Consider the following 12,985-nt stretch of genomic DNA (forward strand, 5'->3'; position numbering starts at 1 on the left):
CCGGTCGGATGTTCCGACCGGCCCTTCGGCGTTCCCGTGGCGCGCGGCGTCGGCGGCAGTCCGCGACAGTCCGTGGCGGCCGCGGTGAGGTGCTCCCGCGGGCGGGGACCGTCAGCCGCGGCGGGCCCGGCGGATGGCGGTGGTGACGACGGGCGGGAGGAGGTCCCGGGCCGCGCGCTTGGCGACGTTGACGGGGCGGCGCGCCTCCGCGGCCCGGGCCCGGCGGGCGGCCAGGTCGCCGGCGGCCTCGTCGCGGGCCGACCGGAGCGCCCGGTCGGCCTCCACCGCGGACTGCTCGGCCTCCCGGCGGGCCGACTCGGCGACCAGCCGGCCGTGGTGGCGCGAGCCGCGGAACCGCTCGATGCCCTCCGAGTCCCCGGTCATCCGCAGCACCGGGCGACCGTTGAGGGTCTCGGAACTCAGCTGACAGCCCGCCGCGAGGTCGATCCGGTCCAGCAGCTCGCGCTGGAACGGCTCCGGGTCGCCCCAGGTGCCGTAGAACTTGCACTCGGTGAGCAGGATCGGCTTCAACCCGTGGTTGAACACGGCCTCCCAGGTCGCGGCCGCCACTCCGGGGGTGTGCTGCGAGCGGTAGTCGTCCAGCACCACGACGCCCTGCTCCTGCAAGGCGACCCGGGCCACCTGGAGGTCCCCCACGACGTGCTCGTACAGGTGGGAGGCGTCGATGTGGATGAACCGGAACGCACCGACGGGGACCTTCCCGCCGGCCAGGACCGAGGTCGGCGCCTGGATGATCTCCGGCAGCTCGTCGTGGAAGGACAGGTAGTTGCTCTCGAAGGCCGAGCGGGTCAGCGTCTTCCGGTAGGAGAGGTCCATCTCGGCGGCGTTCTCGTCGTCGGGCGCGTCCGAATCGAAGAGGTCACAGACGGTGAACGTCTCGCCGGGCTGGAGGTGCTCGCCGATCACGATCGCGCTACGGCCGAGGTAGGCCCCCATCTCCATCAGGTCACCGGTGACGCCGGTCTTCTCCTGCCGCCCCAGGAACCATTCGAAGGAATGCCGGTCGTGGTCCCAGAACCACCCGGGGACGTCGTCCAGGCTCGCCGGCTCGGCAGTGTGCTGCGACTCGCCCGACAACGCGGCGTCGGTCATGGAAGCTCCTTCGGGGCACGGGTGGACCGGTGGATCTCTCACCGGACCTCAGCGGGAGGGGAGTTCCGGGGCGGTCGCGGTACGCGCCGGCCCCGACCGTGCGCAGCACGTCGAGACATCGTCAGCAGTATTCCCCCGCCGCTGAGTTCACAGCAATGTACCTGCGTACCGACCACTGTGTGGAGGTCTTCGCGCGGGGAGTTTCCGGAACCGTCACCGAACCACCGGAAGGTGAACACGGTGGTCGTCGGACGGGGATTCCTCATGTCCCGTTCAACGCCTCCGCATGACCGGTTCCGGGGACGACCCGGGTGTCGGCTCCGCACCCGGCGCCGACGTGCCGGCACCCCGGCGTGCCGGTCGCCACGCGCCACGGGGACAGGTTGCCGCGCGACACGGGGACCGGCAACTCGGAGGGCGCCGGGGGTGGCACCGGCCCGGGTGCCGATCCGTTCGACGCGTGCGCCGCGCGGTTCGGCCCGCGGTGACCGGCAAGTCTGCCGGGCCGGACCGGCTCTTGCGCGCGCCCGCCCGGGCCGTTTTGACTGGCCTCCGACGAGCGCCGTCGGTCAAACGGCTGAGCAGACGAGCTGAGCAGATGAGGGGACAATCGGTGCAGCAGTACGCGGAGTACAGCGACCAGTACATCGACGGGGCCTGGCGGCCCTCCGGAGACCCCGGCTCGACAGCAGTACTGAACCCTGCCACCGAGCAGGTGCTCGCCACGGTACCGGCCGGCGGGACGGCCGACGTCGACGCGGCGGTGACGGCAGCCCGCCGGGCCGCCCGGAGCTGGGCCGCGACCACCCGCGAGGAGCGGCTGGACCTGCTGACCAGGCTGCGGGACGGGCTCGACGCCGCACAGAACGAGATCACCGAGACGGTGGTCGCCGAACTCGGCGCCCCGGTCGGCTTCACCGCCGCCGTCCACGCCGGGCTGCCGCTGACCGTGGCGACCTCCTACCTGACCCTGCTCGCCGAGCACCCCTTCGAGGAGCGCATCGGCAACTCGGTGGTGCACGCCGAGCCGGCCGGCGTCGTCGCCGCGATCACCCCGTGGAACTACCCGCTGCACCAGATCGTCGCCAAGGTCGTCCCCGCGCTCGCGGCCGGCTGCCCGGTGGTCCTCAAGCCCGCCGAGGACACCCCGCTGGTGGCCCGGCTGTTCGCCCGGCTGGTGCACGAAGCCGGTTTCCCGGCCGGGGTGTTCAACCTGGTCACCGGCACCGGGGAGCTGGCGGGCGCGGCGCTCGTCGCCCACCCGCAGGTGGACGTGGTGTCCTTCACCGGCTCCACCGCCGTCGGCCGCCAGGTAGCCGAGACCGCCGGCCGGGGCCTCAAGCGGGTCGCGCTGGAACTCGGCGGCAAGTCGGCCAACGTGGTGCTGCCCGGCGCCAACATCACCCGCGCCGTCAAGAACAACGTCGCCGGCGTCTTCGCCAACTCCGGCCAGACCTGCAGCGCCCTGACCCGCCTCCTGGTGCACGAGGACCAGTACGAGGAGGCCGTCACGCGGGCCGCCAAGGCCGCCGCCCAGTACGTGCCCGGCGACCCGACCGACCCGCAGACCCGGATCGGGCCGGTGGTCAACGCCAAGCAGCTGGCCCGGGTGCGCGGCTACATCGACGGCGCGCTCGCCGAGGGCGCCCGGCTCGTCGTCGGCGGCTCGGAACCCGTCGCCGAACTGCCCACCGGCTTCTACGTCCGCCCGACCGTGCTCGCCGACGTGACGCCGGAGATGGCGGTCGCCCAGGAGGAGGTCTTCGGCCCGGTCCTGGTCATCCTCGCCTACCGCGACGAGGACCACGCCGTCGAGCTGGCCAACGGCACCCCGTACGGCCTGGCCGGCGGCGTCTGGGCCCGCGACACCGACACCGCCGCCGCCTTCGCCCGCCGCCTCGACACCGGCCAGGTCGACCTCAACGGCGGCCGCTTCAACCCCCTCGCCCCCTTCGGCGGCTACAAGAACTCCGGTCTCGGCCGCGAACTGGGCCGCCACGGGCTGGAAGAGTTCCTGCAGTACAAGTCACTGCAGTACTGACCGGACCGGCGCGGGATCGGGATCGTCACCCGGGGCGCCGGGACGGGCCCTGAGCCCGGGCTGCCGGGGATGCGGCAGCCCGGGGGTGTCGGTCAGGCGAGATCGATGCCCGGGTAGAGCGGGTAGGGGGCGAGGAGGTCTGCGGCGCGCTTGGCCGTGGCGTCGCGGAGGGCGGGGTCGAGGGCGTAGCCGGCCTTGGACGGGGTGCCGTTGGCGGCGGTGGTGGGGGTGGTGGCGCGCAGGACGGTGTCGATCAGCTCGGCGATCTCGTCCATCTCGGCGGTGCCGAGGCCGCGGGTGGTGAGGGCCGGGGTGCCGAGGCGGACGCCGGAGGTGTACCAGGCGCCGTTCGGGTCCTGCGGGACGGAGTTGCGGTTGGTGACGATGCCCGAGTCGAGGAGTGCCGACTCGGCCTGGCGGCCGGTCAGGCCGTAGCCGGAGACGTCGGCGAGGACGAGGTGGTTGTCGGTGCCGCCGGTGACCAGCGTGCCGCCGCGGCGCAGCAGGCCCTCGGCGAGGGCCCGCGCGTTGGCGACGACGGCGTGGGCGTAGGCCTGGAACTCGGGGCGGCGGGCCTCCGCGAGGGCGACGGCCTTGGCGGCCATGACGTGCGAGAGCGGGCCGCCGAGCACCAGCGGGCAGCCGCGGTCGACGTGTTCGGCCAGCTCAGCGGTGCAGAGCACCATGCCGCCGCGCGGGCCGCGCAGGGACTTGTGGGTGGTCGTGGTGACGATGTGGGCGTGCTGGACCGGGTCGTGGTCGCCGGTGAGCACCTTGCCCGCGACCAGGCCGGCGAAGTGCGCCATGTCGACCATGAGGGTGGCGCCGACCTCGTCGGCGATCTCGCGCATCGTGCGGAAGTTCACCAGGCGCGGGTAGGCGGAGTAGCCGGCCACGATGATCAGCGGGCGGAACTCGCGGGCGGTCTCGCGCAGCGCGTCGTAGTCGATCAGGCCGGTGGCCGGGTCGGTGCCGTAGCTGCGCTGCTCGAACATCTTGCCCGAGATGTTGGGGCGGAAGCCGTGGGTGAGGTGGCCGCCGGTGTCCAGGGACATGCCGAGCATGCGCTGGTTGCCGAGGTCCCGGCGCAGCTGCGCCCAGTCCTCCTCGGTGAGGTCGTTGACGTTGCGGACCCGGGCGCGTTCCAGGGCCGGGCTCTCGACCCGCTGGGAGAGGACGGCCCAGAAGGCGGTGAGGTTGGCGTCGATGCCGGAGTGCGGCTGGACGTAGGCGTGGTCGGCGCCGAAGAGTTCGCGGGCGTGCTCGGCGGCGATGGACTCGACGGTGTCGACGTTGCGGCAGCCGGCGTAGAAGCGGCGGCCGACGGTGCCCTCGGCGTACTTGTCGCTGAGCCAGTTGCCCATGGTGAGGAGGACGGCCGGGGAGGCGTAGTTCTCGCTGGCGATCAGCTTGAGCGAGGCGCGCTGGTCGGCGAGTTCCCGGCCGATGGCGGCGGCGATCCGCGGTTCGACGCCGGCGACCACGTCGAGGGCGCTGCGGAAGGCGGTGTCGGCGGCGGGGGTCGCGGCGGTGTGGGGCTGCTGGGCCAAGGCGGTCTCCTGGTGGGGATACGGATGGCCCAGGCGCTCGGCAACTTCACGTGAGGTTTCACGAGGCCGCTTCCCGATGGTTGATTCCATCCCTGCGCGCCAGTCGCAGCCCACCGGGAGCCTACCAACACCGGACGGACTGTGGCGGAGGTCTCAGAATGCGGGACGGCCGAACCGGTTTGTAGGCTTATGTCCGTTCTCCTGCAACGCCGGTGTTGCACCGAAATGAAGCCGCCACATTTCCCGAAACAGTTCTGCAGGAATTCCCGGAATGGCCCTCGACGGGATTTGCGGAACCTCGGACGCATCCGATCTGATGTCACTCGAACGGCCCACGGGAAACCCCTGTGGGCCGAACCGGAAATGCACACCAGCGCACCCCCACCCACGGGGCGGCGGAGAATTCGGGGGTTACTCCTCATGACAGTGGCCGACACGGTCCGAGCGCCCGCGGCCGGGCCCGCGCCCGCTGCGGCCCCGCACCTGCTCCGCCGGATCCTGCGGGACCGGGTCGGCGCCGCCGCCCTGGCCGTCGTGGTGCTGTTCCTGCTCCTCGCCGCCGCGGCCCCGCTGGTCGCCGCGCTGTACGGGAAGAACCCGGCCGAACACTACGGCCAGAACACCCCGGGGCTGCTCAGCGACGGCGGCCTGCCGATGCTGCCGAACGGCGGGATCTCCGGCGACTTCTGGTTCGGCCTGGAGCCCGGCCTCGGCCGGGACGTGTTCACCCAGCTGCTGTACGGCATCCGCACCTCGCTGCTGGTCGCCTTCGCCGCCGCCACCGTGACCACCGCGCTGGGCGTGCCGGCGGGCGTCGCGGTCGGCTACCTCGGCGGAACCGCGGACCGGCTGTTCGGATTCCTCGCCAATGTGCTGCTGGCCTTTCCGGCTCTGCTCCTGCTGCTCGCGCTCAGTCCGGTCATCCAGTCCCGGCTGGTCGATCCGGGCACCGCGGAACCGGAGTGGATGCAATTCCTGGTCCTGGTCCTGGTCTTCTCCGCGTTCGGCTGGATTCCGCTCGCACTTTCCCTGCGGGCCGGCGTGCGCTCGCTCCGGGAAAGGGATTTCGTGCAGTCCGCCCGGGCCCAGGGCGCGAGCCGATTCCACGTCGTCGTCCACGAACTCCTGCCGAACGTGCGCTCGCAACTGCTGGTGCACGCCACGATGGCCGTGCCGGCCTACGTCGCCTCCGAGGCCGCGCTGTCCTTCCTCGGCGTCGGCATCACCGAGCCGGTGCCGGACTGGGGGCGGATGATCTCGCGCGGCTCGGAGGCCTTCCGGGCCGATCCCACCTACATGGTCTTCCCCGGCGTCGCGCTGCTGCTGTTCGTGATCGCCTTCAACCTGCTCGGCGACGCCGTCCGGGACGCGCTGGACCCGTACTCCGGCGCCCGCTGAGCCCACCGAGCCCGCCCGCCGCACCCGGCGGTCCCGGTACACCCGCCGTTCCGGTTCACGCACCGTTCCCCGGCAACCCCGGGACGACGGCACACCCGCCACACCGTTCCCGTTCGTCAACCCGAGCCTCCCCGGCGCGATCCGCCGGGGCGAGGAGAGATTCCCCATGCGCTGGACCAGACCGTCCCTCGCCGTCGTCGCCACCGCCCTGCTGGCGACCTCCTGCTCGGCCGGCGCGGGCGGCCCCGGCCCCGCCGGTGCCGGGGCCTCCGCCGAGGAGACCGCCCCGCTGACCGCCGCACTCGGCACCGAGCAGGAGAGCGCCGGCCCCGCCCCGGCCGTCCCGGGTGCCCGTGCCGGCGGCACGCTGAACGTGTACAACAGTGTGGAGTTCCGCCACCTCGACCCGCAGAAGGTCTACGCGGGCGCCGCCTACAACGCCTCGCTGCTCTGGGGGCGGCAGCTGACGCAGTATCAGATCGTCGACGGCAAGGCCAAGTTGGTCGGCGACCTCGCCACCGACACCGGCACCCCGGCCGACGGCGGCCGCACCTGGACGTACCGGCTCAAGCAGGGCGTGGCCTGGGAGGACGGCCGGCCGATCACCGCCCAGGACGTCAAGTACGGCATCGAGCGGACCTTCGGCAAGGGCTACGAGGTCGGCCCGCCCTACTGGCCGCAGTGGCTCACCGGCGAGGCGAACTACGAAGCGGCGCGCGCCAAGTACGCGGGCCCGCAGGACGGCGACCTCGCCGCGATCGAGACACCGGACGAGCGAACCGTCGTCTTCCACTTCCCGCAGCCGCAGGCCGACGTCCCGTACATGGCCGCACAGTCCTCCTCCTCGCCGGTGCGCCGGGACAAGGACACCGGGACGGACTACGACCGGCTGCCGTTCGCCACCGGCCCCTACCGGATCGTCGAGCACGTCCAGAACACCCGGATGGTGCTGGAGCGCAACCCGGCGTGGAAGCCGGAGACGGACCCGATCCGCACCCAGTACCCGGACAAGTTCGTCTTCACGTACGGCAAGGAGGCACTCAACCTCAACCAGGAGATCCTCTCCGGGCGGGACGGCGGCGCCAACGCCACCACCGCCGCCGACCCCCTCTCCCCCGAGCTCTACCAGACGACCGACACCGACCCCGGGGCCGGCGAACTGGTCGTCACCGGCCGGCAGGGCGCCTTCGTCACCCAGCTGGTGATCAACAACGAGCGGGTGCCGGACCTGGCGGTCCGCAAGGCGCTGGACCTCGCGTACCCGCGCCGGCAGGCCCGCCAGGTCCAGGGCGGCGCCCGGACCGGCGAGCTCGCCACCACCCTCAGCTCCCCCGCCCTGATCGACTGGCAGAAGTACGACCTCCACCCGGCCGGGCCCGAGGGCGACCCGGCGGCCGCCAAGGCCGAACTCGCCAAGGCCGGGCAGGCGCCGGGCAGCCTGACCTACGCGTACAAGAACACGCCGAACGGGCAGCGCGTCGCCCAGGTGCTGGTGGACGGCTTCGCCAGGGCCGGGATCACCGTCGTGCCCAAGCCCGTCGACCCCAAGGCCTTCCTGGACGAGGTGCACCGCAGCGACTCCCCGTACGACCTGTTCGAGGAGACCTCCTCGGTCGACTGGCCGACCCCGTCCACGCTGATCCCGTTCTCCTTCGACGGGCGGGCCGGCAGCGACGTCAACTCCGCGCGCTACCGCAACCCCGAGGTGGACAAGGAGATCGACCGGATCAACCGGATCGGCGAGCCGCGCGCCAAGGCCAAGGAGTTGTACGCGCTGGAGCAGACCGTGATGAAGGACCTTCCGGTGCTGCCGTTCGCCTACCCGACCACCAGCCAACTGCGCGGCAGCAACGTCGGCGGGGCGTTCATCCACCCCATCTACGGGACGGTCTCGCTGTCCTGGCTGTACCTGAAGTCCTGACGCACCGAGGCCCGGGAGCGGTCGGGCCCACCTCCGCCCCCCCCCCCCCCCCCGAACGGGGGTGGAGTGTGTCCGACGCTCCCGGCCTCGTCCCCTCGCTCCTTCTCCCCCCTCTCCCCCGTCTCCCCCGTCTCCCTCGACTCCCTCGTCTCCCTCGTCTCCCCGCCACGTCGACCCCCGGATCGGCCATGCTCTCCTTCGTCCTGCGACGGACCGTCCAGGCCCTCGCCGTCCTGGTCGCGGTATCCGCCGCCGCCTTCGCCCTCTTCTACGCCGCGCCCGCCGACCCGGCCCGCGCCGCCTGCGGCCCGCGCTGCGACAGCGGACAGGTCGCGGCCGTGCGCCGGAGCATGGGCCTGGACCAGCCGCTCGTCGCCCAGTACACCGACTACCTCGTCGGGGTCGTCGCCGGGCGGGACATCAACGACGTGGACGGCTCGGCCCTCCACTGCGCCGCGCCCTGCCTCGGCTACTCCTACCGGCTGCACCAGCCCGTCAGTGAGGCACTGGCCGACCACCTGCCGGTCACCTTCTCCCTGACCGCCGGGGCACTGGCCGTCCTGCTGGTGCTCGGCCTCGGCAGCGGGTTCGTCTCCGCCCTGTTCCACGGACGGCGCACGGACCGGCTGCTGTCCGGCTTCACCCTGGTCGGCGCCAGCGTGCAGATCTACTTCCTCGGATACGTCGCCCAGTGGCTCCTGGTCTACTCCACCGGTCTGCTGCCGCTTCCCTCCTACACCCCGCCGGCCGAGGACGCGGCGGCCTGGGCGGGCGGGATGCTGCTCCCCTGGCTCGTCCTCGGATTCGTCAACTCGGCCGTGTTCGCCAGGCTTTCGCGCTCGCAGCTACTGGAGACGATGAACGAGGAGTACGTCCGCACGGCCCGCGCCAAGGGCCTCGGACGGCTGCGCACCCACCTCAAGTACACCTCGCGCGGCGCCGCCGGACCGCTGGTGCAGCTGCTCGGGCTGGAGGCCGGTGCGCTGCTCGGCGGAGCGGTGATCACCGAGACGGTGTTCGGGCTGAACGGGGTCGGGCGGTTCGCCGCGCAGGCCGTCGCCGGGCAGGACCTGCCCGCCGTGGTGGGCGCGGTGCTGTTCGCCGCCTGCTTCGTGGTGCTGTTCGTCGCGCTGGCCGACCTCGCGGTGGCCTGGCTCGACCCGCGTGTCCGACTGAGCTGACGGGAGTGTTCCGATGAAGTCCACTGATACGGGTGCGGGTTACGCCGCCGCGGGTGCCGGTGGGGACGGCGCCGAGCCGGTGCTGAGTGTCCGCGACCTGACCGTCACGTTCGCCGGCCCGCGGGGCGGCGCGTCGGTGACCGTCGTGCGGGGGCTCTCGTTCGACCTCGCACCGGGTGAAGTCCTGGGCCTGGTCGGCGAGTCCGGCTCCGGAAAGTCGACGGTCGGCCTCGCCGTCCTCGGCCTGCACGACCCGCGCACCACCACCGTCACCGGCTCGATCCGTCTGGACGGGCAGGAGTTGGTGGGTGCCGGGGAGTCCGCGTTGCGCGGGGTGCGGGGCGGCCGGGCCGCGCTGGTCCTCCAGGACGCGCTCGCCTCGCTCAGCCCCTTCCACGGGGTCGGCGCCCAACTCGCCGAGACGTACCGGCTGCACCACCCCGGGACGGGCCGCGCCGAGGCCCGCCGGCGGGCGGCCGCGATGCTCGACCGGGTCGGCATCCCGACGGCCCGGGTGCGCGACTACCCGCACCAGTTCTCGGGCGGGATGCGGCAGCGCGTGATGATCGCGATGGCGCTGATGAACGACCCCCGGCTGCTGATCGCCGACGAGCCGACCACCGCCCTGGACGCCCGCGTCCAACGGCAGGTCCTCGACCTGCTGGGCGAGTTGCAGCGCGAGCACGGCACCGCGGTGCTGCTGGTCAGCCACGACCTGGGCGTGGTCGCCGGGACCACGGACCGCACCCTGGTGCTGCGCGACGGCGTCCCCGTCGAGTCCGCGCCGACGGCCGAGCTGCTGGCCACACCGCGCGAACCGTACACCCGTTCGCTCGTAGGGGCGGCGCTGCGCCTCGACTCCGTACCGGGCAGCCCACTGCCCACTGTCGACGAACCGTCACCGTCGTGGGCGTTCCGCCCGAGGGTCGTCGAGCGGCCCGAGCGGTGGCTGGCCGAGGTGGAGGACCTCACCGTGTACTTCCCCGGCCGGCGGCGCTTCCCCGGCCGGCGGGCCGAGCCGGTCCGGGCGGTCGAGGGCGTGGGCCTGCGGATCGCGCCCGGCGAGACGGTCGGCCTGGTCGGCGAGTCCGGCTCCGGCAAGTCCACCACCTCGCGCGTCCTGGCCGGCCTGCAACGGCCCACCGGCGGTCGGGTGTCGTACGACGGCCAGGACGTCACCCGCCCGGACCGGGAGTTGCGACGCCGGCTCAGCCGGGAGATCCAGCTGGTCTTCCAGGACCCGTACGCCTCGCTGAACCCGCGCCGCACCATCGCCCGGACCCTCGACACCCCGTTGCGCCTGCACACCGCGCTGACGGCGGCCGAACGGCGGGAGCGCTCGGCCGAGCTGCTGGAGCAGGTCGGGCTGAGCGCCGGGCACCTGGACCGCTACCCGCACGAGTTCTCCGGCGGGCAGCGCCAGCGGATCGGCATCGCCCGGGCACTGGCGCCGCAGCCGCGACTGATCATCGCGGACGAACCGGTCTCGGCACTCGACGTCTCGGTGCAGGCACAGGTGCTCAACCTGCTGATGGAGCTGCGCGAACGCCTCGGCGTGGCCTTCCTGTTCGTCTCGCACGACCTCGCCGTGGTCCGGCACTTCTGCGACCGGGTCGCGGTGATGCACCGGGGCCGGCTCGTCGAGTCCACCGACCGGGACCGGCTGTTCGAGGCGCCGCACACCGAGTACACCAGGGAGCTGCTGGCGGCGGCGCGCTGAGGACGCCCGTCGGGTCGGGGCATCCGGGCGAGCGGCGCGGCAGGACCGGCGGCACGGGGTCATCGGCGGCGCCGTGACCCAGGAAAGCACTGGAACGTCCAGGGGCCGGTGGATCATGATCGGATCCCGTCGGATCCGATCGAGGAGGGGCAACCACCATGTCCACCCATGACCACCCGCTCGTGGACACGGAGCTCGTCGCGGCCGCCCGGGAGGTGGCCCGGCGGTACGCGCGGGGCGACAACCACACCGTGGCGGCCGCCGGGCGCAACGCCGACGGGCGGATCGTCACCGCCCTGAACGCCTACCACTTCACCGGCGGGCCGTGCGCCGAGCTGGTGCTCATCGGGGCGGCGGCCGGGCAGGGCGCGTACGAGCTCACCACCGTCGTGGCGGTCGGCGACCGGGAGCGCGGGGTGATCCCGCCGTGCGGTCGCTGCCGCCAGGCGCTGCTGGACTACTTTCCGGACCTGCGGATCATCGTCGGGCGGGGGTCCGCGCTGCGCACCGTCCCGGTGCGGGACCTGCTGCCGGAGACGTACGTCTGGGCCGACCACCAGGAGGACTGACGGGCGGGCGGCGCCGGGACGGACCGGCACGGCCGTTCGCCGTTCGTTCAGCTGCGCGAGCGCGGCTCAAGGGGTTAGCGTGCAGGCGATGTGACGTAGGAGAGCCAGGAATCGCCAGCCGAGGGGGCACATTGTCGGACGACCTGCTCATCGCAAAGATCAACCACGGTTTCGATCACCTCGACGCCGACGGCGACGGACTCATCACCGAACGGGACCACGTCCTGATGGGCCACTCGGTGGCCCGCTCGCTCGGCCACCAGGAAGGCTCGGAGGCGGAGGCCGTCATCGTCCGCGCCTACCTGACGATCTGGCACGACCTGCACCTCGCCCGGCTGCCCGCCGGCACCGAGGCGATCACCCGCGACCAGTTCGTCGCCTCGACCGGGTCGCTCGCCGACGACCCCGAAGCCGCCCGGGACAGCCTCGGCGCACTCGCCGAGGCCTTCCTCGCCGTCGCCGACGCCGACCGCAGCGGAACCATCGACGCCGGCGAGTTCTTCGTCTTCCAACGCGGCCACTTCGCGGGCCTCTGCCGCGACGACGCCGACGAGGCCTTCCGCCACCTCGACACCGACGGCGACGGCGTCCTGTCCGCGGCCGAGTTCACCACCGCGATCATCGAGTACTGGACCAGCCGCGACCCCGACGCACCCGGCAACTGGTGGACGGGCAAGCCGCCGCACGCCCTCTGACCCGAAGGCTCCGCCCACCCCGAGACGCCGACCCGGCGACCCGGCGACCCGGCGACCCGCCCCCGCGAACCGGACGCGCGGGGGCGACCGCGGCCCCCGGAGCGGTCAGACCGCCGGGACGATCCGCTCGACGATGGTGTCGATCAGCGCCGCCAAGCCGTCGACGCCCAACACCTCGGGCAGGGTGAGGTGTTCGAGGATCAGGCCGGTCATGGCGAGGTAGAGCACGAGGACGGTCTCGCGGTCGCCGGGGAAGCCCTCGTCCAGGTGGTAGGCGACGTTGGCCTCCAGGTCGTCCCGGATGGTGCCGGTGAGCTGGGTCCTCAGGTCCGGGCGGCGGGTCGCCTCCAGTCGTAGTTCCAGCATCGCCAGGTAGCCGGCCCGGTCGGCGGTGATGCGGCGGATCAGCTCGTGCATCAGGGCGGTGACCAGGGCGCGGTCCCGGGGGGCGCGCATCAGTTCGTCGAGGATCGCCGGGTCCGGGATGAGCCGGTGGTGGATGTGCCGGGCGGTCTGGTGGAGCAGGTGGTCCCGGCTGGCGAAGTAGTTGGAGGCCGTGCCCTTGGGGACGCCGGCCTCGACGTCGACCGCGCGGAAGGTGAGGCCGCGGGCGCCGTCGCGGGCGAGGACCTCGATGGCGGCGTCGGCGAGGGCGGTGCGGCGGGCTGGGTTCTGGACCATGGGCCGATTCTCCCCCCTGTGACGTCGAGGCCTCGGGCCGGTACCGGATCGGGGCGGTACCGGATCGGGGCGGTACGGCATCGGGACCGCGTGAAATCGGACCGCGTGGGATTCGA

Annotated in this window: 10 protein-coding genes and 1 riboswitch; of the genes, 7 read left to right on the forward strand and 3 right to left on the reverse strand. The window is 72.9% G+C overall.

The genetic code is table 11. The annotated features are described in order from the left end of the window. Window positions 1-111: 111 nt before the first annotated feature. Complete coding sequence (locus tag ACFV04_RS05745) at window positions 112-1,113, reverse strand: class I SAM-dependent methyltransferase (RefSeq protein ID WP_380342333.1); 1,002 nt, start codon at window positions 1,111-1,113, stop codon at window positions 112-114. 598 nt (window positions 1,114-1,711) lie between these two features. Here ACFV04_RS05745 and ACFV04_RS05750 point away from each other — a divergent pair. Then, window positions 1,712-3,154, forward strand: a complete 1,443-nt coding sequence (locus ACFV04_RS05750; RefSeq protein ID WP_380342330.1) for an aldehyde dehydrogenase family protein — start codon at window positions 1,712-1,714, stop codon at window positions 3,152-3,154. A gap of 92 nt (window positions 3,155-3,246) precedes the next feature. Here the strand turns inward: ACFV04_RS05750 and ACFV04_RS05755 are convergent, their stop codons facing one another. Then, window positions 3,247-4,704, reverse strand: a complete 1,458-nt coding sequence (locus ACFV04_RS05755) for a glycine hydroxymethyltransferase (protein ID WP_380527045.1) — start codon at window positions 4,702-4,704, stop codon at window positions 3,247-3,249. 20 nt (window positions 4,705-4,724) lie between these two features. Continuing rightward, window positions 4,725-4,821, reverse strand: a riboswitch (ZMP/ZTP riboswitch). Between the two features lie 303 nt (window positions 4,822-5,124). On the opposite strand from ACFV04_RS05755, the gene ACFV04_RS05760 reads away from it, so the two are divergent. The 6 genes from ACFV04_RS05760 to ACFV04_RS05785 all read left to right on the forward strand — a co-directional run bounded on the left by ACFV04_RS05760 (window position 5,125) and on the right by ACFV04_RS05785 (window position 12,188). Beyond that, complete coding sequence (locus tag ACFV04_RS05760; protein ID WP_380527047.1) at window positions 5,125-6,102, forward strand: ABC transporter permease; 978 nt, start codon at window positions 5,125-5,127, stop codon at window positions 6,100-6,102. 166 nt (window positions 6,103-6,268) lie between these two features. Continuing rightward, on the forward strand, window positions 6,269-8,023 hold the full coding sequence (locus ACFV04_RS05765; protein WP_380342322.1) for an ABC transporter substrate-binding protein: 1,755 nt from the start codon (window positions 6,269-6,271) through the stop codon (window positions 8,021-8,023). A 188-nt stretch (window positions 8,024-8,211) separates the two neighbouring features. Continuing rightward, the gene (locus ACFV04_RS05770) at window positions 8,212-9,204 is read left to right on the forward strand and encodes an ABC transporter permease (RefSeq protein ID WP_380342320.1); all 993 of its coding nucleotides are present in this window, start codon (window positions 8,212-8,214) and stop codon (window positions 9,202-9,204) included. A 13-nt stretch (window positions 9,205-9,217) separates the two neighbouring features. Then, window positions 9,218-10,924 carry a dipeptide ABC transporter ATP-binding protein gene (locus ACFV04_RS05775; protein WP_380527049.1) on the forward strand — a complete coding sequence of 569 codons (1,707 nt, stop codon included), beginning with the start codon at window positions 9,218-9,220 and terminating at the stop codon, window positions 10,922-10,924. 158 nt (window positions 10,925-11,082) lie between these two features. Then, window positions 11,083-11,493, forward strand: coding sequence for a cytidine deaminase family protein (locus ACFV04_RS05780; RefSeq protein WP_380342314.1), 411 nt, complete (start codon window positions 11,083-11,085; stop codon window positions 11,491-11,493). Between the two features lie 131 nt (window positions 11,494-11,624). After that, entirely contained in the window at window positions 11,625-12,188 is a 564-nt protein-coding gene (locus tag ACFV04_RS05785; RefSeq protein ID WP_360249922.1) for an EF-hand domain-containing protein, read from the forward strand. 105 nt (window positions 12,189-12,293) lie between these two features. Here ACFV04_RS05785 and ACFV04_RS05790 read toward each other — a convergent pair whose 3' ends face one another. Further along, entirely contained in the window at window positions 12,294-12,869 is a 576-nt protein-coding gene (locus ACFV04_RS05790) for a TetR/AcrR family transcriptional regulator (RefSeq protein ID WP_380342311.1), read from the reverse strand. Window positions 12,870-12,985: the final 116 nt, after the last annotated feature.

This window comes from Kitasatospora sp. NPDC059599 (assembly GCF_042735125.1).
Classification (GTDB): Bacteria; Actinomycetota; Actinomycetes; order Streptomycetales; family Streptomycetaceae; genus Kitasatospora.